The 23,245-nt window shown below is 67.8% G+C and carries 18 protein-coding genes and 1 pseudogene; 9 read left to right on the top strand and 10 right to left on the bottom strand.

Annotated features, from left to right (window positions below; genetic code table 11):
* Nucleotides 1-202 (bottom strand): annotated as a pseudogene (locus DPV79_RS43110) (2-hydroxy-acid oxidase); the annotation flags it as partial.
* Between the two features lie 14 nt (nucleotides 203-216).
* On the opposite strand from DPV79_RS43110, the gene DPV79_RS28360 reads away from it, so the two are divergent.
* Together DPV79_RS28360 and hmpA are read left to right on the top strand one after the other, a co-directional pair.
* Nucleotides 217-768: a cob(I)yrinic acid a,c-diamide adenosyltransferase gene (locus DPV79_RS28360; protein ID WP_048022312.1), complete on the top strand. Its 552-nt coding sequence runs from the start codon at nucleotides 217-219 to the stop codon at nucleotides 766-768.
* Between the two features lie 106 nt (nucleotides 769-874).
* Nucleotides 875-2,083: an NO-inducible flavohemoprotein gene (gene hmpA / locus DPV79_RS28365; protein WP_113047052.1), complete on the top strand. Its 1,209-nt coding sequence runs from the start codon at nucleotides 875-877 to the stop codon at nucleotides 2,081-2,083.
* Nucleotides 2,084-2,158: 75 nt separating this feature from the next.
* On the opposite strand, the gene DPV79_RS28370 is transcribed toward hmpA, so the two are convergent.
* The 6 genes from DPV79_RS28370 to DPV79_RS28395 form a co-directional block, all read right to left on the bottom strand.
* Nucleotides 2,159-2,548: a type II toxin-antitoxin system VapC family toxin gene (locus DPV79_RS28370; RefSeq protein WP_059487139.1), complete on the bottom strand. Its 390-nt coding sequence runs from the start codon at nucleotides 2,546-2,548 to the stop codon at nucleotides 2,159-2,161.
* A complete protein-coding gene (locus DPV79_RS28375; protein WP_048022317.1) occupies nucleotides 2,545-2,814 on the bottom strand; it encodes a type II toxin-antitoxin system Phd/YefM family antitoxin in 270 nt (89 codons plus the stop codon). Before DPV79_RS28375 ends, DPV79_RS28370 begins: the two co-directional genes overlap by 4 nt.
* 123 nt (nucleotides 2,815-2,937) lie before the next feature.
* A complete protein-coding gene (gene aroG, locus DPV79_RS28380; RefSeq protein ID WP_113047053.1) occupies nucleotides 2,938-4,011 on the bottom strand; it encodes a 3-deoxy-7-phosphoheptulonate synthase AroG in 1,074 nt (357 codons plus the stop codon).
* Nucleotides 4,012-4,407: 396 nt separating this feature from the next.
* Nucleotides 4,408-5,874, bottom strand: a complete 1,467-nt coding sequence (gene tldD / locus DPV79_RS28385) for a metalloprotease TldD (RefSeq protein ID WP_021163847.1) — start codon at nucleotides 5,872-5,874, stop codon at nucleotides 4,408-4,410.
* 85 nt (nucleotides 5,875-5,959) lie between these two features.
* Complete coding sequence (locus tag DPV79_RS28390; RefSeq protein WP_048022322.1) at nucleotides 5,960-6,787, bottom strand: carbon-nitrogen hydrolase family protein; 828 nt, start codon at nucleotides 6,785-6,787, stop codon at nucleotides 5,960-5,962.
* A gap of 63 nt (nucleotides 6,788-6,850) precedes the next feature.
* On the bottom strand, nucleotides 6,851-11,050 hold the full coding sequence (locus tag DPV79_RS28395; RefSeq protein WP_113047054.1) for a YhdP family protein: 4,200 nt from the start codon (nucleotides 11,048-11,050) through the stop codon (nucleotides 6,851-6,853).
* Between the two features lie 231 nt (nucleotides 11,051-11,281).
* On the opposite strand from DPV79_RS28395, the gene glnE reads away from it, so the two are divergent.
* Complete coding sequence (gene glnE, locus DPV79_RS28400) at nucleotides 11,282-14,086, top strand: bifunctional [glutamate--ammonia ligase]-adenylyl-L-tyrosine phosphorylase/[glutamate--ammonia-ligase] adenylyltransferase (RefSeq protein ID WP_113047055.1); 2,805 nt, start codon at nucleotides 11,282-11,284, stop codon at nucleotides 14,084-14,086.
* Nucleotides 14,087-14,213: 127 nt separating this feature from the next.
* Here the strand turns inward: glnE and recN are convergent, their stop codons facing one another.
* Together recN and DPV79_RS28410 are read right to left on the bottom strand one after the other, a co-directional pair.
* Nucleotides 14,214-15,863: a DNA repair protein RecN gene (recN, locus tag DPV79_RS28405; protein WP_059685185.1), complete on the bottom strand. Its 1,650-nt coding sequence runs from the start codon at nucleotides 15,861-15,863 to the stop codon at nucleotides 14,214-14,216.
* A gap of 19 nt (nucleotides 15,864-15,882) precedes the next feature.
* Nucleotides 15,883-16,785 carry an NAD kinase gene (locus tag DPV79_RS28410; protein ID WP_027788318.1) on the bottom strand — a complete coding sequence of 301 codons (903 nt, stop codon included), beginning with the start codon at nucleotides 16,783-16,785 and terminating at the stop codon, nucleotides 15,883-15,885.
* A gap of 131 nt (nucleotides 16,786-16,916) precedes the next feature.
* On the opposite strand from DPV79_RS28410, the gene hrcA reads away from it, so the two are divergent.
* The 3 genes from hrcA to DPV79_RS28425 all read left to right on the top strand — a co-directional run bounded on the left by hrcA (nucleotide 16,917) and on the right by DPV79_RS28425 (nucleotide 19,564).
* Nucleotides 16,917-17,939 carry a heat-inducible transcriptional repressor HrcA gene (gene hrcA, locus DPV79_RS28415; RefSeq protein WP_021162218.1) on the top strand — a complete coding sequence of 341 codons (1,023 nt, stop codon included), beginning with the start codon at nucleotides 16,917-16,919 and terminating at the stop codon, nucleotides 17,937-17,939.
* Between the two features lie 147 nt (nucleotides 17,940-18,086).
* Entirely contained in the window at nucleotides 18,087-19,160 is a 1,074-nt protein-coding gene (gene hemH / locus DPV79_RS28420; RefSeq protein WP_059685184.1) for a ferrochelatase, read from the top strand.
* Nucleotides 19,157-19,564, top strand: a complete 408-nt coding sequence (locus DPV79_RS28425; RefSeq protein WP_021162216.1) for an RNA-binding S4 domain-containing protein — start codon at nucleotides 19,157-19,159, stop codon at nucleotides 19,562-19,564. The genes hemH and DPV79_RS28425 overlap by 4 nt, the downstream gene beginning before the upstream one ends.
* On the opposite strand, the gene DPV79_RS42820 is transcribed toward DPV79_RS28425, so the two are convergent.
* Nucleotides 19,536-19,697: a hypothetical protein gene (locus tag DPV79_RS42820; RefSeq protein ID WP_006476841.1), complete on the bottom strand. Its 162-nt coding sequence runs from the start codon at nucleotides 19,695-19,697 to the stop codon at nucleotides 19,536-19,538. The genes DPV79_RS28425 and DPV79_RS42820 overlap by 29 nt on opposite strands.
* Before the next feature lie 356 nt (nucleotides 19,698-20,053).
* Between DPV79_RS42820 and grpE the strand changes: the two genes are divergently transcribed.
* From grpE to dnaK, 3 genes are all read left to right on the top strand, one after another.
* Nucleotides 20,054-20,599, top strand: coding sequence for a nucleotide exchange factor GrpE (grpE, locus tag DPV79_RS28435; RefSeq protein ID WP_021162215.1), 546 nt, complete (start codon nucleotides 20,054-20,056; stop codon nucleotides 20,597-20,599).
* Nucleotides 20,600-20,609: 10 nt separating this feature from the next.
* Nucleotides 20,610-21,020, top strand: a complete 411-nt coding sequence (locus tag DPV79_RS28440) for a thioredoxin family protein (RefSeq protein WP_059528987.1) — start codon at nucleotides 20,610-20,612, stop codon at nucleotides 21,018-21,020.
* Between the two features lie 147 nt (nucleotides 21,021-21,167).
* A complete protein-coding gene (gene dnaK, locus DPV79_RS28445) occupies nucleotides 21,168-23,120 on the top strand; it encodes a molecular chaperone DnaK (protein ID WP_113047056.1) in 1,953 nt (650 codons plus the stop codon).
* Nucleotides 23,121-23,245 lie beyond the last annotated feature (125 nt).

The following is a 23,245-nucleotide window of genomic DNA, read 5'->3' on the forward strand; positions in this document are numbered from 1 at the left end:
GAAGGGGGCGGCGCGTGGCGGCCGGCGGGGCAGGGTGATTCACGAACGTCTCCTTGTCGATCCGGATGAGCGCGTTGGCGCCGCTCCGGCTCCCGTGCTGCTGGGTTTCGGCCCATTCTACGCTGTAACGCCTGCTGCGCCTGCCGTCGCGGGCTGCGATAATCGCGTTCGAACGCAACCGGGCCGCGTCGCGGCCGCGCACGAGAGGACATCCGCATGGGCAACCGCTTGAGCAAGATCGCCACGCGTACCGGCGACGACGGCACCACCGGCCTCGGCGATGGCCGGCGTATCGGCAAGGACGATACGCGGATCGCCGCGATCGGCGACGTCGACGAGCTGAACTCGAACCTCGGCGTGCTGCTCGCCGAAACGCTGCCGGACGATATCCGCACGGCGCTCGTGACGATCCAGCATGACCTGTTCGATCTCGGCGGCGAATTGTGCATTCCCGGCCATACGGTGCTCGACGACACGCATCTCGCGCGTCTCGATCGCTGGCTCGCCGACTACAACGCGACGCTGCCGCCGCTGAAGGAATTCATCCTGCCGGCCGGCTCGCGCGCGGCGTCGCTCGCGCACGTGTGCCGAACCGTATGCCGTCGCGCGGAGCGTTCGATCGTCGCGCTCGGGCGTACCGAAACGCTCAATGATGCGCCGCGGCGCTACGTGAACCGGCTGTCGGACCTGCTGTTCGTACTGGCGCGCGTGCTGAACCGTACCGACGGCGGATCGGACGTGCTGTGGGAACGCGGCCGTGTCCGCTGACCGCTGACGATTCGCCCCCTTACCCTTGGCGCGCTGCGACAATTTGCCCGAGGGGCATCGAATTTTTAAAAATGTATTGTGTGTGCATGTTTAACGGAGAACGAACATGACCCACATCACCGCTGACCAGATGGCTCGTGTGAAGGCCACTGCCCCTGTCCTCGCCGTGCACGGCGCGACGATCACGAAGCACTTCTACCAGCGCATGTTCGCGCGCCATCCGGAACTGAAGAACCTGTTCAACCAGACGCACCAGACGACGGGCAGCCAGCCGGAAACGCTTGCGAAGGCCGTCTACGCGTATGCGGCGAACATCGACAATCTCGGTGCGCTGGGCGGGGCGGTGTCGCACATCGCGCACAAGCACGCGAGCCTGAACATCCGCCCCGAGCATTACCCGATCGTCGGCGAGAACCTGCTCGCATCGATCGTCGAGGTGCTGGGCGATGCGGTCGATGCCGATACGCTCGAGGCGTGGCGCGTGGCTTACGGCCAGCTCGCGCAGATCCTGATCGGCGCCGAGGCCGACCTGTACGCGGGTGCCGCCTGGAGCGGGTTCCGTCCGTTCAAGGTCGAGCGCAAGGTGCGCGAAAGCGACGAGATCACGTCGTTCTACCTGACGCCCGCCGACGGCGGCGCGGCGCCGACGTTCGAGCCCGGCCAGTACATCACGGTGAAGCGTTTCGTCGGCGATCTCGGCGTCGACCAGCCGCGCCAGTACAGCCTGTCCGACGCGCCGCACGGCAAGTGGCTGCGCATCTCGGTGAAGCGCGAAGCCGGCAAGCCGGAAGTCATTCCGGCCGGCAAGGTGTCGACGCTGATGCACGACGGCGTGGAAGAGGGCGCGATCGTCGAGGTCACCGCGCCGATGGGCGAATTCTCGCTGAAGCGTGGCGTCGAGACGCCGGTGGTGCTGATTTCCGGCGGCGTCGGCCTGACGCCGATGGTGTCGATGGCGTCGACGCTGGTCGACGAAGGCAGCAAGCGTGACGTGCGGTTCGTCCATGCATGCCGCTCCGGCGCGGTGCACGCGTTCCGCGACTGGCTGAACGACACGGTGCGCGAGCATGCGAACGTCAAGCGCACGGTGCTGTACGAGCTGGTCGGCCCGAACGATCGCGTCGGCGTCAACCACGATCTGGAAGGGCGCCTCACGCCGGAGCGCGTGCGGCACTACGCGCTGGTGCCGGACGCCGACTACTACGTCTGCGGCCCGATCGCGTTCATGAAGGCGCAACGCGATGCGCTGGTCGCGCTCGGCGTCGCGCCGGAACGCATCAACACCGAGATCTTCGGTTCGGGCGCGCTCGAGTGATGCTTGCGCGCAAGACCTGCGGTGCATGAAAAAGCCCGGTGCGGGCCGGGCTTTGATTTTGTAGCGGGATGAGCGTCATGCTCGCAGCATCAGCGTCGCGTGATAGCGCCATATTTTGGCATCGGCGCTGATGAGCGGCATGCCTTCATGGAGTGCCTGAGCGACCATCACGCGGTCGAACGGATCGGCGTGATCCGGAAAATCCGGCAGTGCGGCGACGCCTTCGACGTGATCGCTGCTGATTGGCAACTCCGCAAAACCTGCGAGTCGGAATGCCGAACGTGCATCGCGCGGATGGACTGGCAGATTGCCTTTGCGGTATTTGATCGCAATCTCCCAGATGGACGCGGCGCTGACGTACAGCGTGTTTTCGGGATGTTCGATCAACGCGGCCGCAGTCGCGGAAAGTTGAGGTGCGCCTTCGGCTGCCCATAGCGCGATGTGCGTGTCGAGCAGCAGCTTCACGGGGCGAGTCGCTGTTCCGAACTGGCATCGAAGTCGGCGGCGATCGATTCATCGCCGGCATTGAATGCCTCGACGGTTGTCGGGATGTTCAACCCGGCAAGCAACTGACGGGCTGCGCCGATCCGCTTCGGTGCGGCATAAGGAACAATCCGGGCGACCGGATGACCGTTGCGGGCGATGACGACTTCCGATTCGCGCCCCAATTCAAGCGCTTCGACGAGGCTTGAGAGCCGCGACTTGGCATCGTGCATGTTGACGGTCGGCATGGGCGCCCCCTTGGTTAGCTAGATAACGTTAGCTAGTCTAGCAGGGCGACGCGACGACCGCCAGCTAACCGCATGGCCAACCCGCCACGGGGCGGTGCCATGCGACCGGCCGGTTTGCGTCCGTCAGTTCCCGCTGCCGCGCGTGACGCGGCGTGCCTTCACCGATTCCGCGAGGCCTTCGAGCACCTTCACGCTGTCGTCCCATGCGATGCACGCGTCGGTGATGCTCTGGCCGTAGGTCAGTTCGCAGCCTTCCTTCAGGTCCTGGCGCCCCTCGACGAGATGCGACTCGATCATCACGCCGACGATGCGGGCGTCGCCGGCCGCGATCTGGCGGCCGATGTCGGCACAGACGGGGATCTGGTTCTCGTGCTTCTTCGAGCTGTTCGCGTGGCTCGCGTCGATCATCAGGCGTGCGGCGAGGCCGGCCTTGCCGATGTCCGCGCACGCGGCGTTCACGCTGTCCGCGTCGTAGTTCGGCGTCTTGCCGCCGCGCAGGATCACGTGGCAATCCTCGTTGCCGGCCGTCGACACGATCGCCGAATGGCCGCCCTTCGTCACCGACAGGAAATGGTGCGGCTGCGATGCGGCCTTGATCGCGTCGACCGCGATCTTCACGTTGCCGTCGGTGCCGTTCTTGAAGCCGACCGGGCACGACAGCCCCGACGCGAGCTCGCGGTGTACTTGCGATTCGGTCGTGCGCGCGCCGATCGCGCCCCACGAGATCAGGTCGGCGATGTACTGCGGGCTGATCATGTCGAGGTATTCGGTCGCGGCCGGCAGGCCCATCTCGTTGATCTGGAGCAGCAGCTCGCGCGCGGTGCGCAGCCCTTCGTTGATCTTGAAGCTGTTGTCGAGGTGCGGATCGTTGATGAGCCCCTTCCAGCCGACCGTCGTGCGCGGCTTCTCGAAGTACACGCGCATCACGATTTCCAGCTCGCCCTTGAAGCGCTCGCGCTCCTTCACGAGCCGCCCCGCGTACTCGATCGCCGCCTTCGTGTCATGGATCGAGCACGGCCCGATCACCACGATCAGCCGGTCGTCCATCCCGTGCAGGATGCGGTGCATCGACTGGCGCGAGTGGTAGATCAGCTCGGACGCGGCTTCGGAGCACGCGAATTCGCGGATCAGGTGGGCGGGCGGCGTCAGTTCCTTGAGTTCGCGAATGCGGACGTCGTCGGTGTTGTGCGGGGGCATGCTGTTTCTCCTTGGTTCCGGGCGCCGTTCGATCAGTGGGCGTGCGGCAGATTCATCAATTCAAGCAATTCAGTGATTTCGGTCGGGGCCGCGGAACCGCTGCGGCGGCGACCGGGTAGCGAAGGGCGAAAAAAAACCGCCGGGTTCGCCGGCGGTTTTTTCGGGAATTTCGGTTGCGCTTTACGCGCCATCAACCCTCTCGATCCGCCAGCGGTCTGAGATGCCAAAAAAAGTAAAAGTAAAACTTGGCGGACATGACGGAGATTCGGTTCGTCAAAAAAGTTGATTCGGAATTTATACCCCGTCGCCGGGCGGCTGGCAACCGGGGAGCGTCGAAAATGCGGACATTCCGCGCGTTTTCTTCAAAATGCGCGGAATGTCTGCGCCATGATGCGGTTATGCCGTACCGCCGACCGTCATCTTGTCGATCCGCAGGGTCGGCTGGCCGACGCCGACCGGCACGCTCTGGCCTTCCTTGCCGCACACGCCGACACCCGTGTCGAGCGACATGTCGTTGCCGATCATGCTCACGTACTTCAGCGATTCGGGGCCGCTGCCGATCAGCGTCGCGCCCTTCACCGGGTAGGTGATCTTGCCGTTCTCGATCATGTACGCCTCGGACGCCGAGAACACGAACTTGCCGTTCGTGATGTCGACCTGGCCGCCGCCGAAGTTCACCGCGTACAGGCCGTTCTTCACCGACGCGATGATTTCCTGCGGATCCTTGTCGCCGTTCAGCATGTACGTGTTCGTCATGCGCGGCATCGGCAGCGCCGCGTACGATTCGCGCCGCGCGTTGCCCGTGACCGGCATCTTCATCAGGCGCGCGTTCAGCGTGTCCTGGATGTAGCCCTTCAGGATGCCGTCCTCGATCAGCGTCGTGCACTGCGTCGGGTTGCCTTCATCGTCGATGTTCAGCGAGCCGCGGCGGTTCGGCAGCGTGCCGTCGTCGACCACCGTCACGCCCTTCGCGGCGACCTGCTCGCCGATCCGGCCCGCGAACGCGGACGAACCCTTGCGGTTGAAGTCGCCCTCGAGGCCGTGGCCGATCGCTTCGTGCAGCAGCACGCCCGGCCAGCCCGGCCCGAGCACGACCGTCATCGCGCCGGCCGGCGCGGGGCGTGCGTCGAGGTTCACGAGCGCCGCATGCACGGCGTCGTCGACGTAGCGCGACAGGACTTCGTCGGTGAAGTAGCCGTAGTCGAAGCGGCCGCCGCCGCCGCCGGAGCCGATCTCGCGGCGGCCGTTCTGCTCGGCGATCACCGTGACCGACACGCGCACGAGCGGGCGGATGTCGGCCGCGAGCGCGCCGTCGCTGCGTGCGACCAGCACGACGTCGTATTCGCCGGCGAGGCCGGCCATCACCTGCGTGACGCGCGGGTCGCGCCCGCGCGCCATCTGCTCGATGCGCTCGAGCAGCTTGACCTTGGCCGTCGCGTCGAGCGACGCGAGCGGATCGGACGGCAGGTACAGGTCGCGGCCCGAGATGCCCTTCAGCGACGTGGCCGCCTTGATCTTCTGGCGGCCGCCGCCGGCCGCCGCGATCGCCTTGGTGGCCGCGGCCGCCTGCGCGATCGCTTCCGGGGACAGGTCGTCCGAGTACGCGAACGCGGTGCGGTCGCCCGCGACCGCGCGCACGCCGACGCCCTGGTCGATGCTGAAGCTGCCCGATTTGACGATGCCTTCCTCGAGGCTCCACGCTTCGCTGCGGGTCGCCTGGAAGTACAGGTCCGCATAGTCGACGCGATGCGTGAAGATGTCGGCGATCGTGCGCGTGAGCAGGCTTTCGTCGAGGCCGTACGGCGTGAGCAGGATGTCCTTCGCCAGCGCGAGGTTGCGGATGCCGGGTTCGATGATGTTCATGCGGATATCGGGGTTTCTCAAAAAGTTGTCGGGTGCTTCTGGGCAGATGGGTTGGCCGCGCGGTGTTTCAAGCGGTGCGGCGGATTCAGGTCAGCACGCGGTGCCGCCACGCGGGCAGGCTCTGGCGCACGTCGGCGATGCGCTGCGGATCGAGCGCGCCGAGCACGACGCTTGCGCCCACGTCGCGAACCGCGACGATTTCGCCCCACGGGTCGATCAGCATGCTGTGGCCCCAGGTGCGCCGGCCGTTCTCGTGCTTGCCGCCCTGCGCGGCCGCGAGCACGTAGCACTGGTTCTCGACGGCACGCGCGCGCAGCAGCGTTTCCCAGTGCGCGCGGCCGGTCGTATAGGTAAATGCCGACGGTACGACGATCAGCGCGCAGTCGCCCATCCTGCGATACAGCTCCGGAAAGCGGAGATCGTAACAGACGGACAGGCCGACCCGCCCGAACGGCGCGTCGAACGTGACGACCGTATCGCCCGCGCGGATCGTGCGCGCCTCGTCGAACGACTCGTCGCCTTTCTCGAAGTTGAACAGGTGGATCTTGTCGTAGCGCGCGGCTTCGTTGCCGGATGGGTCGAACACGAGCGTCGTGTTGAGCACGCGATCGGGCTCCGGGGCCTTCAGCGGCAGCGTGCCGCCGATCACCCAGATGCCGTGGCGACGCGCGGCGTCCGCGAGGAAATGCTGGATCGGGCCGTCCCGGTAAGGTTCGGCGAGCGCGAGCTTGTCGGTGTCGCGGTGACCCATGAAGCAGAAGTACTCGGGCAGCAGCACGAGCTGCGCGCCTTCGCCGGCGGCTTCCGCGATCAGGCGGCGCGCCTCGGCGAGATTGCGCGCGACGTCCGGCGTGCTCACCATCTGCAGCGCGGCGACCTGGAAGGGCGTGGCGGAACGGGTGTGGTCGGTCATCGCTGGATCGGTTGCGTCATGAATGGGGTGCGGCCCGGCACCATGCGCGGCCCGACGCGTGGCTCAATGGCTCGCCGCATCGGCCGGACCGTGATTCATCTTACCCTGATCGCCCCGCACCCGCTCGATGTGCGGGTGCGCCCACGAGCCGGTGATCGTGTAGTCGAGCGCGAACGCGCGCGACAGCGTCTCCGACAGCGCGTAGTTCGCGGCCAGCACGCCGACGCCGAGCAGCGGGTTGATGATGGCCGCCCCGATCGCGGCCGCGCCCGCGCTGATTTTCGGCGCGACGTGCGCGTGCAGGTCCTGCGTCTCGGTGCCGAGATCCACCGCGCCGCGCACGGTGACGTTCGCGGGCCCGGTCATCATCGAGAAGTCGTCGGTGCGGGCGATCCCGTTCGAGATCCGGCCGGTGCCCGTGATCTTGTCGAACGGCAGCCCCTTGCCGATCACGTCGCGGAAATTCAGCGTCAGGAAACGCGCGAGGCTCTGCAGGCTCAGCACGCCGAGGAGCTTCGCCGCGCCCGGATCGACCTTCAGGATCTGGCCGTGTTCGAGGTCGAGCGCGATCTGGCCGCCGAGCGACGGCAAGTCGACCGCGGTCGGGCCGCCGCGCCAACCGACCTTGCCGGTGACCGTGCCGTGACCGTTCGCGAGCGTGCGCGGCAGGCCGACGCGGTCGAGCAGCGCGCCCGCGTTGTCGATGTCGAGCTTGAAGTCGAACACGGTGCGGCGCGGTGCGTCGTTTTCATCGGCACCGCGGGCAAGTGCGCGGCGCGAGGTGCGCCAGTTGCCGGTCGCCGTCAGCTTCGCGGCCGGGTTCGACAGCTCCAGCTTGTCGAGCTGCCAGACCGGCGTGCCGGCTTCGTCGATGTTGCGCGCGTTGACGACGAGACGGCCGATGTCGTGGTTGCGCGCGACGACCTGGTCGACGATCAGGTCGATCGACGGCATCGGGCGGTCGGTCGGCGTCGGCAGGTTCATCGCGCGGCCGACGAGATCGTGCTGCGCGCTGTCGGGCACCACGAGCTTCGCGAGCCGCGCGTTCAGCACGCCCGCGCCGTTGTGGCCGCCGCCCGGCGCCCATGACAGGTAGCCCGACACCTGGTTCGACGCGATGTTCGCCTGCCAGAGCTCGTCGACGTGCGACGCGCCGACGATCACGTTTTCCCAGTTGCGCTTGAGCAGCTTCAGCGTGCCGAAATGGAGCGCGAAACGCTTCGGCGCGAAGCTCGCGAAATCGACGCGCGGGGCGGCTTGCGGCTCCTGCGCGTGCGGCGTGTCGGGCTTCAGCGTATGGGCCAGCGCGAGCCACGCATCGGCGTCCAGTTCGTTGACGTCGACGGCCGCGCTCACGCCGTCCTGCGGCATGTCGGGCATCCGGTGGATGCCCATCGCGCCGCGCACCGCGCGCAGCGGCTGGCCGCGCGTCGCGTCGAGCAGGTAGGTTGCGGACACGGGGCCGAGCGTCAGGTCGGCGTGCTCGAGGCGCTTGCCGTCCGCCTGCGGCGCCGGCTGCAGCGTGAAGCTGAACGGCATCGGCGTGCCGGCCGGTTTTGCGAACGGCGCGGGGAAATTCAGTGCCACGCCGGTCAGGTCGGAATGCGCGCTGATGTCGGGCAGGCGGCCCGGCGCGCCGCGCACGGCGACCTTGTACGGCGCGTCGCCGACCACGTGCTCGAGCAGCGCGGCTGCCGGGCCGTGCAGGTTCAGGCCGCGCGCGGCGTCGAGCGCGAGCCGGCCGTCGACGTCCACCGTATACGGGCCGTGCGACTGAAAGTTGCCGCTCGCGCGCACCGGCCCGCCGAGGAAGCGCCCCGACAGGTCGTGCAGCGATGCGCCGGCCTCGGTGAACCGGACACTGCCGCGCAGCGCGGATAGCGGCGGCACGCCGCTCGTCGTCAGCGTGTTGCCGCCGAATGCGAGCGCGCCTTCGACGTGCGTGTGCGGATGCGGGACGTGCTGCGGAATCGTGATCTTGAGCGCGAGCGACGCGGGCCCCTGCGCATCGATCCGCTGGCCGATATGCCCGCTCATCGTGCCGAGCGAGCTGTTGTCCGCGTAGTCGATCAGGTCGGCGAGCGGGCCCTGCGCATGACCGTCGATGATGAGCGGCGAGTGGCTCGGGTTGCCGAGATCGTCGATGCGGCCCGCGACCTTCGTCAGCGCGACGCGCTTGTAGTGCGCACGATCGATGTCGAAGCGCAGCTTGTTCTGCGCGAGCTCGAACACGCCGTCGATCCCGTCGAGTGCCGGCCAGACGCTCGGCGTGCCGTTCGCGAGCTTGCGCGGCGGGTACGGTGTCGGTTCGAAGCGGCCGCCGGTGAACGGCGCGACGATGTGGAACACGCCGGCGTCCGGCTCGTGTTCGAACGGGAATTTCTCGAGCGGGCCGCGGGCGACGATCGACGCACCCTTGCTTACCTGGCCGGCCTGCAGCGCGTGGCCGAGGTAGTCGCGCAGGTGTTCGGACATCCCGGTCGGCAGGTAGCGCGGAATGCGCGCCACCGACGCGCGGGCGAAATCGGCACGCAGGTCGAGCGAGCCGCGGCCGTGGCCGGGGTTCGTGTACGAGCCGGATACCGCGATTTCGGCATCGGGGTTCGAGACGAGCAGGTCGGGCAGGGTCACGTCGACGCGCGCATGCTTTTCGCCGGCAGCGGGCGTGATCACCCACCTTGCGTTGCCGCGCAACCGGTCGAACGTCAGGCGCGGCTCGTCGAATTCGCCGGGTACCGTGACCGCCGCGTTGACCGTATCGAAATGCGCGCTGCCGCCCGTCTCGTTCGCATCGACGCGGCCCCACAGGTTCTCGACGCCCGGCCAGCCGGCCCGCGGGTGGCCACGCGGCGACAGCCCGGGCGGCGGTTCCTGCGCGGCGAAGCTGATGCCCTGCAGATCGCCGAGGAAGCGATAGCGGACGATCGGCGCGGCGCCCATGCGCCGCTCCTCGTCGGCGAGGTCGGCCCGCGCAGGCTTCGCGCGTTCGACCTCGATGTGATAGTTCGACATCATCCCGCGCGGGTCGATCTTGATCAGCTCGTTGCGCAGGCGTGCCGGCAGCGGCAGCCCGCGAATGAACTCGCTGAGAATGCCGAGATCGACGCGGTCGCCGACGACGCTCAACAGCTGTCCCTGGCTGGCGGTCGGCACACGATAGCGGGCCGTCAGCGTCGACAGCGCGAGCGAGCGGGCGAGCGGTGTGCCGTCCGGCAGCGGCGGCTGGCCGAGTTCCGCGTTGAAGCGCGTCAGGTGCAGCGTGTAGTCGTGGCCGGCATCGAGCTGCATGTCCCAGCCGAAGCCGACCGTCGGCACGTCGAGCCGCGGCTGCGTCGGGCGCACGCGCAGCGCGACGTCCGCGCCCTGCAGGTCGCCGCCCGCCGAATGCAGGTGGCCGTCGCTGAAGGTGGCCCAGATCGCGTTGTCGATCCGGCCCGCGTGGATCGTGAGCGGCATGTCGAGGTAACGCCCGAGCGTCTGCAGGTCGACCGGGCCCGTCGACAGGTACGCGTCGCCCGACCAGTTCGACGGCTTGCCGACCGGGGCGAGCGGCTTGTGCCTGAAGCGCGCGCGGAAATCGAGCGGGCCGAGCAGCAGCGTGCCGTTCGCGGGCGCCTGCAGCGCGGCCTTGTGCACGCGGCCGTCGTTGAGCACCGCGAGCCGGATGCCCGACAGCACCAGCTCCGGCGCGTCGTGCTGCGCGTCGCGCCAGCGCAGCGTGCCGCCGCGCAGCACGATCGCTTCCTGCTTCAGCAGCCACGTGCCGAACGTGTCGTTGCCGCCGTGGGTGGTTGCCACGCCGACGCCCGCGACGCTCAGCGAGCCGTCGGCCGCCCGCGCGACGACGAGGTCGGGCTGGTCGACGATCAGGCTCGACAGCGCGGGCGACAGCCGCAGCAGCGACATCCACGACAGCGCGGCCGTTGCATGCGGCACCGCCAGCGCGACCTTGCCGTCGTGGCCGCGGATCGTCAGGTTCGTGAGTTCGACGCCCGGCTGCATGCCGGACCAGTTCGGGGAAAGCTTGCCGATCGAAAGCTGCGCGTGGAGCTTGTCGGACACCGCGCGCTCGATGCGCGGGCGGAATTCGTCGATGCGGGGCAGCAGTACGTAGCGCAGCCCGAGGAACGCGCCGGACGCGACGAAGTAGGTGCCGAGCCCGACTGCCAGCGTCACCCGGAACACGCGGCGCAGGACCGGATGATCGTGCTTCGGAGGTCCCGCTTCGGGCGCAGCTACGGCGGATTCCTGACGGTCGGACATGCGGCGGACGGGCGGCGATATGGTAGTTTTGCAGACTGACGTTGAAATGTATCACACGGGTTCGTGCCGGCGGCCGTTGCGGCAGCGCGGCACGGGCTTTCCGGCGCGCGGTTTCGCGGCGGGCGCACGCGCGTCCCGCGATGCCGCGCCGAATCCATGGGGCCGGCCGGTAGCGGGGCGCGCACGCGCCGGCCCGCTACCGGCTGGCCTTTCCGCCAGGCCCGCTTCTCGATGACCGACGCTTCCGCCCTGATCAGCACGTCCTATTCCCGATACCTTGCTCGCGCGGCTGCCGCGCGGCCCGCGCTGGCCGAACAGGTCGCCGCGTGGGCCGCCGCGCCGCTCGGCCGCGCGCAGCTCGACGCGCGCCTCACCGAGCTGCTGGCGACGCCGGCCGGCACGGCCGCGCCGACCGAGGAGCAACTGAAGCGCGCGCTGCGGCAGTTGCGTGCCGAGGCGTTCGGCGCGGTCGCGGAACGCGACCTGCGCGGGCTGGCGGACGTCGCCGAGGTCACGGGCGCAATGACCGATCTCGCCGAAGTGGCCGTGCAGCGCTCGCTCGCACTGCTGTCGGTTGAACTCGAGGCGCTGTACGGCGAGCCGCGCGGCGCCGACGGCCAGCGCGTCGTGCTCGGCGTGGTCGGGATGGGCAAGCTCGGCGGCCGCGAGCTGAACGTGTCGTCGGACATCGACCTGATCTTCGTCTACGAGGACGACGGCGAGACGACCGGCGGCGCGCGTTCGCCGCTGTCCACGCAGGAATACTTCACGCGGCTCGGCCGGCGCCTGATCGGCGTGCTGTCCGAGGTCACGGCCGACGGCTATGTGTTTCGCGTCGACATGCGGTTGCGTCCGAACGGCGATTCGGGGCCGCTCGTCTGCAGCCTCGGCATGCTCGAGGAATATTTCTACGTGCAGGGGCGCGAGTGGGAGCGCTATGCATGGATCAAGGGGCGGCTCGTGTCGGAAGGCGACAGCGACGCGGCGCGACGGCTGGAGTCGCAGCTCGAGTCGATCGTCAAGCCGTTCGTGTATCGCCGCTATCTCGATTTCGGCGTGATCGGCGCGATCCGCTCGCTGCACCAGCAGATCCGGCAGGAAGCCGCGCGCCGTGCGTCGATGCGGCCCGACAAGTCCGACGACATCAAGCTCGGGCGCGGCGGGATCCGCGAGATCGAGTTCAGCGCGCAGGTATTCCAGCTGATCCGGGGCGGCCAGGATGCGGAATTCCGCGTGCGGCCGACGCTCGCGGTGCTGCGCCATGCGCAGGCGCGCGGGCTGATCGGCGAGGACGTGCGCGCGCGCCTCGCCGATGCTTACAACTTCCTGCGCACGCTCGAGCACCGGCTGCAGTACCGCAACGACGCGCAGACGCACGCGATGCCGGTCGAGCCGGATGAACGCGCGGCGCTGGCCGCGTCGCTCGGCTTTGCCGACTATGCGGCGCTGATGACGGTGCTGGATGAGCACCGGAACTTCGTCGAGGCGCAGTTCGACCAGCTCTTCGCGGACAAGGTGAAGGGCGGCGGCCCTTGCGCGGCGGGTGACGACACGGCCGCCGCATGGATCTGGAGCGGCGCGCTGGGCGACGACGGCGAGGACGATGCGCTGGTCGCGCGCCTCGACGGCCTCGGTTTCGCCGATCCGGCCGCCGTGCTCGCGCGGCTGCGTGCGATCTGGCAATCGACGCGCTATGCGGGCCTGCCGGAAAAGAGCCGGCAGCGCTTCGACCGCGTCGCGCAGCGGGCGCTCGACGCCGCGCCGAACATCGACGCCGCACGCCGCGACGACACGATCGTGCGCCTGTTCGACCTGCTCGAGACGGTCAGCCGGCGCGGCGTCTATCTCGCGCTGCTGACCGAGTATCCGGCCGCGCTCGACCGCGTGCTGTCGGTGCTCGGCGCGACGCGCTGGGGCGGCGGATACCTGATCCGCCACCCGCAACTGCTCGACGAACTGCTCGACGACGAGGCGATCGCGAGCCCGTTCGACTGGCCTGCGTTCAAGGACGCGCTGCGCGCGCGTCTCGCGGCGGCCGACGGCCCCGAGCAGCAGATGGACCTGCTGCGGCACGCGCAGCACGCGGAGGTGTTCCGGATCCTGCTGATCGACCTGGCCGGGCAGCTGTCGGTCGAGCACGTGAGCGACCGGCTGTCCGAGCTGGCCGACGCGGTGCTCGACGTGACGATCGAAGTCGTCTGGTCCCAGCTCGCGAAGCGCCATCGCGACGTGCCGAAGTTCGCGGTGATCGCGTACGGCAAGCTGGGCGGCAAGGAGCTCGGCTACGCATCCGATCTCGACCTGATCTTCCTGTACGACGACGCGGACGAGCGCTCGGCGGACGTCTACACGACCTTCACGCGGCGGCTCATCACGTGGCTCACCACGGCAACCGGGGCCGGCGCGCTGTTCGACATCGACCTGCGGCTGCGGCCGAACGGCGAGGCCGGGCTGCTCGTCACCGATCTCGATGCGTTCCGCCGCTACCAGCTGCGCGAGGGCGACGCCGCGAACACCGCGTGGGTGTGGGAGCACCAGGCGCTGACGCGTGCCCGCTACAGCGCGGGCGACGCGCAGATCGGCGCGGACTTCGAGGCGATCCGCCAGCAGGTGTTGACGACGCCGCGCGACGGCGGCGTGCTCGCGAAGGAGATCGTCGACATGCGCGGCAAGGTGTTTGCTGGCCATCCGAACCAGACCGAGCTGTTCGACCTGAAGCACGATCGCGGTGGGATGGTCGACATCGAATTCATCGTCCAGTACTGGGTGCTGCTGCACGCGTCGAGCGACGCCGAGCTGATCCGCAACACGGGCAACATCGCGCTGCTGCGCGAGGTCGCGCGCTTCGGGCTGATGGGCGAGGACGAGGCCGAGCGCGTCGGCGCGGCGTACCGGAAGTACCGGAAGCTGCAGCACAAGCTGCGGCTCGACGGGATGGAGAAGGCGCGGGTCGATCCGGCCGTGGTGGCCGACGAGCGGGCAGCCGTGACGGCGCTTTGGGCGCGCGTGTTCGGGACGGCTGAAACGGGCGTTTGAGTCGGGTGTTCGAATCGGGCGTTCGAACTCGCGGAGCAGGGCGGGCGCGATCGGGCGAGCGGCCGTGCGGCAAAAAAAGACCGGCGCATGCGCCGGTCTTTTTGCATTCGGCCGACGGATGCCCGCGTCAGGCCGCCAGCATTTCCTTCGCGTGCTTGCGCGTCGTGGCCGTGATCTCGAGCCCGCCGAGCATCCGCGCGACTTCCTCGATCCGGTTGGCGCGGTCGAGCGCGACGACCGTCGACACCGTGCCGCCGCGCTCGTCGGCGCCCTTCGCGACCTGGAAGTGGTGGTCGCCGCGCGCGGCGACCTGCGGCAGGTGCGTCACGCACAGCACCTGGCGATCGCGCCCGAGCTGGTGCAGCAGGCGGCCGACCACTTCGGCGACGCCGCCGCCGATCCCCGTATCGACTTCGTCGAAGATCAGCGTCGGCGTCGGGCTCGCCGCGCTTGCGATCACTGCGAGCGCAAGGCTGATCCGCGCGAGTTCGCCGCCCGACGCGACCTTCGCGAGCGGCCGCAGCGGCACGCCGGGGTGGCCGGCGACCCGGAATTCGACCTGCTCGAGCCCGTGCGGGCCGCCGTCGGCGAGCGGGACGAGCGCGACTTCGAAGCTTCCGCCCGCCATCGACAGTTCCTGCATGCCGGCCGTGACGGCCGTGCCGAGCGCCTTGGCGGCCTGCGCGCGCGCCTTCGACAGATGCCTGGCATCGGCGAGATAGGCTTCCCGCGCCTTGGCCTGCGTCGCCTCGAGCGCACCGAGATCGGCGGCCGCGTCGAGCGCGGCGAGCTGCGCGCGGCGTGCCGCGTGTTCTTCGTGCAGCGTGTCGGGCGGCAACCGGAACTTGCGGGCGGTCGAATGCAGCGCATCGAGGCGCGTTTCGACCTGCGCGAGCCGCTCGGGATCGAGATCGACGCGCTGCGCATAGTGCGACAGCGAGTAGACGGCTTCCTGCAGCTGGATCTCGGCCGGTTCGAGCGACGCGAGCGCGTCGCCGAGCGAGGTGTCGTAGTCGGCCAGGCTGCGCAGCTTCGACACGATCGCGCCGAGCTGCGCGAGCATCGCGTCGTCGGCCTCGGACAACGCGTTGAGTGCGCCGCGCACGCCGTCGATCAGGTTCGCCGAATGCGACAGGCGCTTGTGCTCGTTGCTGACTTCGTCCCATTCGCCGGGCTGCGGCGCGAGCTTGTCGAGCTCGGCGAGCTGCCACGCGAGCTTTTCGCGTTCGAGCTGCAGCTCGCGCTCGTGCGCCTTCGCGGCCTCGATCGCCTGCGTCGCGTCGCGCCACACGCGCCACGCGCGCGCGACGTTCGCCGCATCGGCGACGAGCCCCGCGTGCGTGTCGAACAGCTCGCGCTGCGCGTCGGGCCGCATCAGCAGCTGGTGCGCATGCTGGCCGTGGATGTCGACGAGCATTTCGCCGAGTTCGCGCAGCTGCGCGAGCGTCGCGCTGGTGCCGTTGATGAACGCGCGCGACCGTCCGTTCGCATCGATCACGCGGCGCAGCATCACGGTGTCCTCGGTGTCGAACGCGTGTTCGTCGAGCCAGCGCGCGACGCGGTCGTGCGGCGTGAATTCGGCGGTGATGTCGGCGCGGCCGCAGCCGGTTCGTACGACGCTCGCGTCGGCGCGTTCGCCGAGCGCGAGGGCGAGGGCGTCGATCAGGATCGATTTCCCGGCGCCGGTTTCACCGGAAAAGACGGAAAAGCCGCTGTCGAATTCGAGATCGAGCGCGGCGACGATGACGAAGTCGCGGATCGAGAGGTGGCGGAGCATGGTGTCGGGCGGAGCGGCGTCAGGACGCCTTGTCGTCTTCGTTCGAGGCGTGTTCGTTCCAGTGCAGCTTCTTGCGCAGCGTCGCGTAGTAGCTGTAGCCGATCGGATGCAGGAACGGCACCGTGTGCTTCGAGCGGCGCACCTCGATCGTGTCGTTCAGTTCGAGCGACGTGAACGACTGCATGTCGAAGTTCACGTTGACGTCGCGCCCGCCGACGATCTGGATCGCGATCTTCGAATCGTCGGGCAGTACGATCGGCCGGTTCGACAGCGCGTGCGGCGCGATCGGCACGAGCACGATGCCCTGCAACTGCGGATGGAGGATCGGGCCGGCCGACGACAGCGCGTAAGCGGTCGAGCCGGTCGGCGTGGCGACGATCAGGCCGTCCGAACGCTGGTTGTACATGTACCGGCCGTCGACCGACGCGCGCAGCTCGACCATCCCGGAGAAGCCGCTGCGGTTCACGACGACGTCGTTGAACGCGAGCGCGTGGTAGATCGGTTCGCCGTCGCGCATGATCCGGGCCTCGAGCAGCGAGCGCTCCTCGCGCTCGAACTTGCCCGACAGGATCACCGGGACGAGGGCCTGCATGTCGGCGGCCGCGATATCGGTGATGAAGCCGAGCCGCCCGTGGTTGATCCCGATCAGCGGTGTCTTGTACGGCGCGAGCTGACGGCCGATGCCGAGCATCGTCCCGTCGCCGCCCAGTACGACCGCCACGTCGGCGCGCGCCCCGATTTCGGCCGGGGTCAGCGCCGGGTAGCCGGTGATGCCGATCTCGCGCGCGGTCTCGGCTTCGAAGACGACCTCGAAGCCCCGCTTGGCGATGCAGGCGGCCAGCGTGGCGAGCGGCTCGGCGATGTTCGGCGTGTTGCTCCGGCCGACGAGCGCGACAGTGTTGAACTGATTACCGGTTTTCATGCCGGCATTACACCATAGCTCGTTGACGAAAAGAACCGGCTGTTCGCTGACGGGGTCGGATCGGGTCGGCCCGCGCATCGGTGGCCGACGCCACTCGCCGCGGTCGCGCGGTTGCGCTAAAATTTTCCACCATGCTAGATCCTCGCGCACGAACCCTCCTGAAAACCCTGATCGAACGGTATATCGCCGACGGTCAGCCAGTCGGATCGCGCACGTTGTCCCGTTACTCCGGGCTCGAGCTGAGCCCGGCGACGATCCGCAACGTGATGTCCGACCTGGAGGAGCTCGGCCTCGTGTCGAGCCCGCACACGTCGGCCGGCCGCGTGCCGACGCCGCGCGGCTACCGGCTGTTCGTCGACACGATGCTGACGGTCGAGGTGCCGATCGACGCCGAGGCCGTCGCGCGGCAGGTGCAGAACACGCTGCAGGCCGGCGAGCCGCAGCAGCGCGTCGTGGCGGCCGCGGCGAGCGTGCTGTCGAACCTGTCGCAGTTCGCGGGCGTCGTGCTGACGCCGCGCCGCAGCCACGTGTTCAAGCAGATCGAGTTCATGCGCCTGTCGGACAAGCGCATCCTGCTGATCATCGTGACGCCCGAGGGTGACGTGCAGAACCGGATGCTCGCGACGCCGCGCGACTACTCGCCGTCGCAATTGACCGAGGCGTCCAACTACATCAACGCGCATTTCGCCGGGCTGTCGTTCGACGAGGTGCGCCGTCGCCTGCGCGACGAGATCGACCAGTTGCGCGGCGACATGACCACGCTGATGCATGCGGCCGTGACGGCCAGCACCGAGGTGCCCGACACCGAGGACACCGTGCTGATTTCCGGCGAGCGCAACCTGCTCGAGGTGGCGGATCTGTCGTCCGACATGGCCCGGCTGCGCAAGCTGTTCGACGTATTCGACCAAAAGACGGGCCTCCTGCAACTGCTCGACGTGTCGAGCCACGCCCAGGGCGTGCAGATCTTCATCGGCGGCGAATCGACACTCGTGCCGATCGAGGAAATGAGCGTCGTTACCGCCCCTTACGAGGTGAACGGGCAGATCGTCGGCACGCTCGGCGTGATCGGCCCGACCCGCATGGCGTACAACCGCGTGATCCCGATCGTCGACATCACCGCGCGGCTGCTGTCGCTCACGCTGAGCCAGCAGTAGCCTGCGAGCGCCAGCCCGATCCCGCCCCGTCATCGTGCCGCGGCGCCGCGTGCGCCGACAGTCGGCCGAACGGCCAGCCGACCGGCGCGAGGCGGCCCGCTATAATTGAGAGCCGTCCGGTCCCGTGCCCCGAGCACGTTCTTGCCCATGCGTTTCGATCTTGAGCCGCCTTCGAGTATCGCGGCCGCCCATCGTATCGGTGTGCTGCTGATCAATCTCGGCACGCCCGATGCGCCCACGCCGCGTGCCGTGCGGCGCTATCTGGCCGAATTCCTGTCGGATCCGCGGGTCGTCGAGATTCCGCAGGCCATCTGGCAGGTGCTGCTGCGCACGCTGATCCTGCCGCTGCGCGGCCGCGCGTCCGCGAAGAAATACGCGGCCGTCTGGATGCCCGAGGGCTCGCCGCTGCGCGTGCATACCGTGCGCCAGACCGACGGCGTGCGGCACCTGCTCGCGTCGAACGGTTATCAAGTGCAGGTCGACTACGCGATGCGCTACGGCAGTCCGAACATTTCGCACGCGCTCGCGCAGTTCAAGCGCGCCGGCGTCGAGCGCGTGCTGCTGATGCCGATGTATCCGCAATACTCGGCGTCGACCACGGCCACCGCATTCGACGCCGCATTCGACGCGCTCTCGCGCATGCGCAACCAGCCGGAGGTGCGCACGATACGGCACTACGCCGACCATCCGGCCTATATCCACGCGCTGGCCGAGCAGGTGCGCCAGTATTGGGCGCAGCACGGCCGGCCGGATTTCGCGGCCGGCGACAAGCTCGTGCTGAGCTTTCACGGCGTGCCGAAGCGCACGCTCGACCTCGGCGATCCCTATCACGACCAGTGCCAGCAGACGGGCGCGTTGCTGATGGCCGCGCTCGGGCTGTCGACGACCGAGTGCCGCGTCACGTTCCAGTCGCGTTTCGGCAAGGCCGAATGGCTGCAGCCTTATACCGCGCCGACGTTGCGCGAGTTCGGCGAGGCCGGCGTACAGCGGGCCGACGTGTTCTGTCCCGGTTTCACGGCCGATTGCCTGGAGACGATCGAGGAGATCGGCATGGAAGTGCGCGACGAGTTCCTCGCCGGCGGCGGCAAGGCGTTCCACCGGATTCCGTGCCTGAACGGCGCGCCCGCATGGATCGGCGCGCTCGGCGAGATCGTCGCCGAGAATCTGCAGGGCTGGCCGGTCAAGGCCGCGCAGCCCGAAACGGCGGGTGAGGTGCGATGAACTACAAGATTTCGACCGAACCGGGCGCGAAGCTGCGCATCGACAAATGGCTGTGGGCGGCCCGGTTCTTCAAGACGCGCTCGCTTGCGACCGATGCGGTCGACAAGGGGCACGTGAAGATCGGCGGGGCTGCGGTCAAGCCGGCGAAGGAAGTGCGCGTGGGCGACGAGGTCGAAATTGCGATCGACGGCATCGTCTGGCACATTGCCGTCCTCGGCGTGTGCGACGTGCGCGGGCCGGCGAGCGTCGCGCAGACGCTTTACGAGGAAACGGAAGCGGGGCGGGCCGCGCGGCTCGCCGAACTGGAGCGGCGCCGCACGTATCGCGAGCCGGCGGCCGAATTGCACGGCCGGCCGACGAAGCGCGACCGGCGCATCATCGACAGATTTTCTGGTGGGAGCTGAACATCTGGTCGAACGTCGCCCGCGCGCTCCCGTATTCGGTCGTGCGGTCGGTCACGGCTCCCGACAGGCAGATGGTGGTGGTGCCGGCAATGAGTACCAGCGCGACCACCGATATCGCAAAGGTCAGTTTCACGGTACTCCCCTCGAGAAGGGGTGAAAACGGCGCCAGGTGGTGGTTGTAAGGCGTCGGTCAGCTAAGGGTAAACACGCTTTTCCGACGCTTGAGTGGAGTGTAGTGCAGCGGGACTGTGCCAAGCTAGTACTTGCCAGGTAAGCGTTGTTACAGCCCGTTTCGCCTGCCGTGGCGGACTATGCGGGCGATGCACCGGTGCGACGCGCGGTTGTTTCGCGGCATTGGAGAATGCCGGCGAATAACCCTCTTGAAATCGCAGTTTTCACCCTTATTTGCACCAGCAATGTGCGGTGCCGCCGGGTATACGGTCCGGCGGTTGCCGATTTGGCTTCAACCTCTAATCGACTTTCAGCGACATGGAAAACACGCAAGAGAACCCGTCTACCCAATCGGCCGAAGATACCGGCAGCGAGAAGCAGGCGGCGCAAGGCGCTGCTCCCGCCGCCGAAGCAGCCGACGCGGCGCTCGCGGAGGCTCAAGCCAAGGTCGCCGAGCTGCAGGAGAGCTACCTGCGGGCGAAGGCCGAGACCGAGAACGTCCGCCGCCGCGCGCAGGACGACGTCTCGAAGGCGCACAAGTTCGCGATCGAGAGCTTCGCGGAGCACCTGCTGCCCGTGCTGGACAGCCTGGAAGCGGCCGTCAACGATACGTCCGGCGATATCGCGAAGGTGCGCGAAGGCGTCGAGCTGACGCTGCGCCAGCTGACGAGCGCACTCGAGAAGGGCCGCGTCGTCGCGATCAACCCGGTCGGCGAGAAGTTCGATCCGCACCAGCACCAGGCAATTTCGATGGTGCCGGCCGAGCAGGAGCCGAACACCGTCGTCACGGTGCTGCAGAAGGGCTACACGATCGCCGACCGCGTGCTGCGTCCGGCGCTCGTCACCGTCGCGCAGCCGAAGTAAGGGCGTCGCGATGGTGCCCGCCGGCGTCGATCCGGCCGCATTTGACGCGTTCGACATGCAGGCGCTGGACGCCGGTACGTTCGACGCGGCGATCGACGGCGCGGGGGACGCGCTTGCGGTGGTGTTCTTCTGGGGCGTCGACTGCTTCAACTGCGAGATCGCGAAGAAGGCGATGCTCGCCCAGCCCGACGCCATCCGCGCGCTGGGCTTGAAGTGGTTCCATTGCAACGTGTACGAACACCACCAGCTTGGGCGCCGCTTCGGGCTGCACGGTGTGCCGACGTGGTTCTTCTTCCACCGCGGCAAGCGGCTCGGCCGTGCGACGGGCTGGCATGGCCTCGCGCAGTTCCAGGCGGCCGTGTCGGCGGCACGCGCGAAAATCGCGGCGGCGGGCAGCGATCCCCTAGCCGGCGGCGATTGAAAAAATTTAATATCCGCATCGCTCGGCGGGTCTTGAAAACGGACCGGCCGGACGCATTTCGGGAACAGAGTTGAATTCTGGCGCGCGAAACCGCCCCAAAACGCGGGGTTTTGCGCAGCAAACAAGCATTTCTGGAGATTAGGAAAAATGGGAAAGATCATCGGTATTGACCTCGGCACCACGAACTCGTGCGTCGCCATCATGGAAGGCAACCAGGTCAAGGTCATCGAGAACTCGGAAGGCACGCGCACCACGCCGTCGATCATCGCCTACATGGACGACAACGAAGTGCTCGTCGGCGCGCCGGCCAAGCGTCAATCGGTGACCAACCCGAAGAACACGCTGTTCGCAGTGAAGCGCCTGATCGGCCGCCGCTTCGAAGAGAAGGAAGTCCAGAAGGACATCGGCCTGATGCCTTACAGCATCATCAAGGCCGACAACGGCGATGCATGGGTCGAAGCGCACGGCGAAAAGCTCGCGCCGCCGCAGGTTTCGGCGGAAGTGCTGCGCAAGATGAAGAAGACGGCTGAAGACTACCTCGGCGAGCCGGTCACGGAAGCCGTGATCACGGTGCCGGCGTACTTCAACGACAGCCAGCGCCAGGCAACCAAGGATGCCGGCCGCATCGCGGGCCTCGAAGTCAAGCGGATCATCAACGAGCCGACCGCAGCCGCGCTCGCGTTCGGCCTCGACAAGGCCGAGAAGGGCGACCGCAAGATCGCCGTGTATGACCTCGGCGGCGGTACGTTCGACGTGTCGATCATCGAGATCGCGGACGTCGACGGCGAAATGCAGTTCGAAGTGCTGTCGACCAACGGCGACACGTTCCTCGGCGGCGAAGACTTCGACCAGCGCATCATCGATTACATCATCGGCGAGTTCAAGAAGGAGCAGGGCGTCGACCTGTCGAAGGACGTGCTCGCGCTGCAGCGCCTGAAGGAAGCCGCTGAAAAGGCGAAGATCGAGCTGTCGTCGAGCCAGCAGACCGAAATCAACCTGCCGTACATCACGGCGGACGCGTCGGGCCCGAAGCACTTGAACCTGAAGATCACCCGCGCGAAGCTGGAAGCGCTGGTGGAAGACCTCGTCGAGCGCACGATCGAACCGTGCCGCATCGCGATCAAGGACGCAGGCGTCAAGGTGTCGGACATCGACGACGTGATCCTGGTCGGCGGCCAGACGCGCATGCCGAAGGTCATGGAGAAGGTGAAGGAATTCTTCGGCAAGGATCCGCGCCGTGACGTGAACCCGGACGAAGCCGTCGCGGTTGGCGCGGCGATCCAGGGCCAGGTCCTGTCGGGCGACCGCAAGGACGTGCTGCTGCTCGACGTGACCCCGCTGTCGCTCGGTATCGAGACGCTCGGCGGCGTGATGACGAAGATGATCAGCAAGAACACGACGATCCCGACGAAGCACGCGCAAGTGTATTCGACGGCGGACGACAACCAGGGCGCCGTGACGATCAAGGTGTTCCAGGGCGAACGCGAAATGGCAGCAGGCAACAAGCTGCTCGGCGAGTTCAACCTCGAAGGCATCCCGCCCGCACCGCGTGGCGTGCCGCAGATCGAAGTGACCTTCGACATCGACGCGAACGGCATCCTGCACGTCGGCGCGAAGGACAAGGCGACCGGCAAGGAAAACAAGATCACGATCAAGGCGAATTCGGGTCTGTCCGAGGCTGAAATCGACCAGATGATCAAGGACGCGGAAGCGAACGCAGCGGAAGATCACAAGCTGCGCGAGCTGGCCGATTCGCGCAACCAGGGCGACGCGCTGGTCCACAGCACGAAGAAGGCGCTGACCGAGTACGGCGACAAGCTGGACGCGGGCGAGAAGGAAGCGATCGAAGTGTCGCTGAAGTCGCTCGAGGAAGTGCTGAAGGACACGTCGGCCGACAAGGCTGCGATCGACGCGAAGGTCGAGGAACTCGGCAAGGTTTCGCAGAAGCTCGGCGAAAAGATGTACGCCGACATGCAGGCCCAGCAAGCGGGTGCGGCCGGCGCAGCGGGTGCAGCGGAAGGTGCGGCCCACGCGGGCGGCGCGCAACAGGCTGCCGACGATGTCGTCGACGCCGAGTTCAAGGAAGTGAAGAAGGACTAAGCCGGGTTGCCCCGGTGCCGCACGCCGCGCGCAACACGCGCGCGGCGCGGCTGGCGGGCTGGCTGACAAGCGGTCTGTCTTTCCTTCCGGATGGCCGGATCGACTCCACGCCTGGCGGGCTTTGC

This window comes from Burkholderia reimsis (assembly GCF_003294055.1).
Classification (GTDB): Bacteria; Pseudomonadota; Gammaproteobacteria; order Burkholderiales; family Burkholderiaceae; genus Burkholderia; species Burkholderia cepacia.

Bases quoted from the DNA above. Each gene is read 5' to 3' on its own strand.
- dnaK (WP_113047056.1), top strand. From the start codon at position 21,168: ATGGGAAAGATCATCGGTATTGACCTCGGCACCACGAACTCGTGCGTC.
- glnE (WP_113047055.1), top strand. From the start codon at position 11,282: ATGACCGACGCTTCCGCCCTGATCAGCACGTCCTATTCCCGATACCTT.
- hmpA (WP_113047052.1), top strand. From the start codon at position 875: ATGACCCACATCACCGCTGACCAGATGGCTCGTGTGAAGGCCACTGCC.
- hemH (WP_059685184.1), top strand. From the start codon at position 18,087: ATGCGTTTCGATCTTGAGCCGCCTTCGAGTATCGCGGCCGCCCATCGT.
- recN (WP_059685185.1), bottom strand. From the start codon at position 15,863: ATGCTCCGCCACCTCTCGATCCGCGACTTCGTCATCGTCGCCGCGCTC.
- DPV79_RS28395 (WP_113047054.1), bottom strand. From the start codon at position 11,050: ATGTCCGACCGTCAGGAATCCGCCGTAGCTGCGCCCGAAGCGGGACCT.
- DPV79_RS28390 (WP_048022322.1), bottom strand. From the start codon at position 6,787: ATGACCGACCACACCCGTTCCGCCACGCCCTTCCAGGTCGCCGCGCTG.
- tldD (WP_021163847.1), bottom strand. From the start codon at position 5,874: ATGAACATCATCGAACCCGGCATCCGCAACCTCGCGCTGGCGAAGGAC.
- aroG (WP_113047053.1), bottom strand. From the start codon at position 4,011: ATGCCCCCGCACAACACCGACGACGTCCGCATTCGCGAACTCAAGGAA.
- DPV79_RS28360 (WP_048022312.1), top strand. From the start codon at position 217: ATGGGCAACCGCTTGAGCAAGATCGCCACGCGTACCGGCGACGACGGC.
- DPV79_RS28410 (WP_027788318.1), bottom strand. From the start codon at position 16,785: ATGAAAACCGGTAATCAGTTCAACACTGTCGCGCTCGTCGGCCGGAGC.
- DPV79_RS28375 (WP_048022317.1), bottom strand. From the start codon at position 2,814: ATGCCGACCGTCAACATGCACGATGCCAAGTCGCGGCTCTCAAGCCTC.
- DPV79_RS28425 (WP_021162216.1), top strand. From the start codon at position 19,157: ATGAACTACAAGATTTCGACCGAACCGGGCGCGAAGCTGCGCATCGAC.
- grpE (WP_021162215.1), top strand. From the start codon at position 20,054: ATGGAAAACACGCAAGAGAACCCGTCTACCCAATCGGCCGAAGATACC.
- DPV79_RS28440 (WP_059528987.1), top strand. From the start codon at position 20,610: ATGGTGCCCGCCGGCGTCGATCCGGCCGCATTTGACGCGTTCGACATG.
- hrcA (WP_021162218.1), top strand. From the start codon at position 16,917: ATGCTAGATCCTCGCGCACGAACCCTCCTGAAAACCCTGATCGAACGG.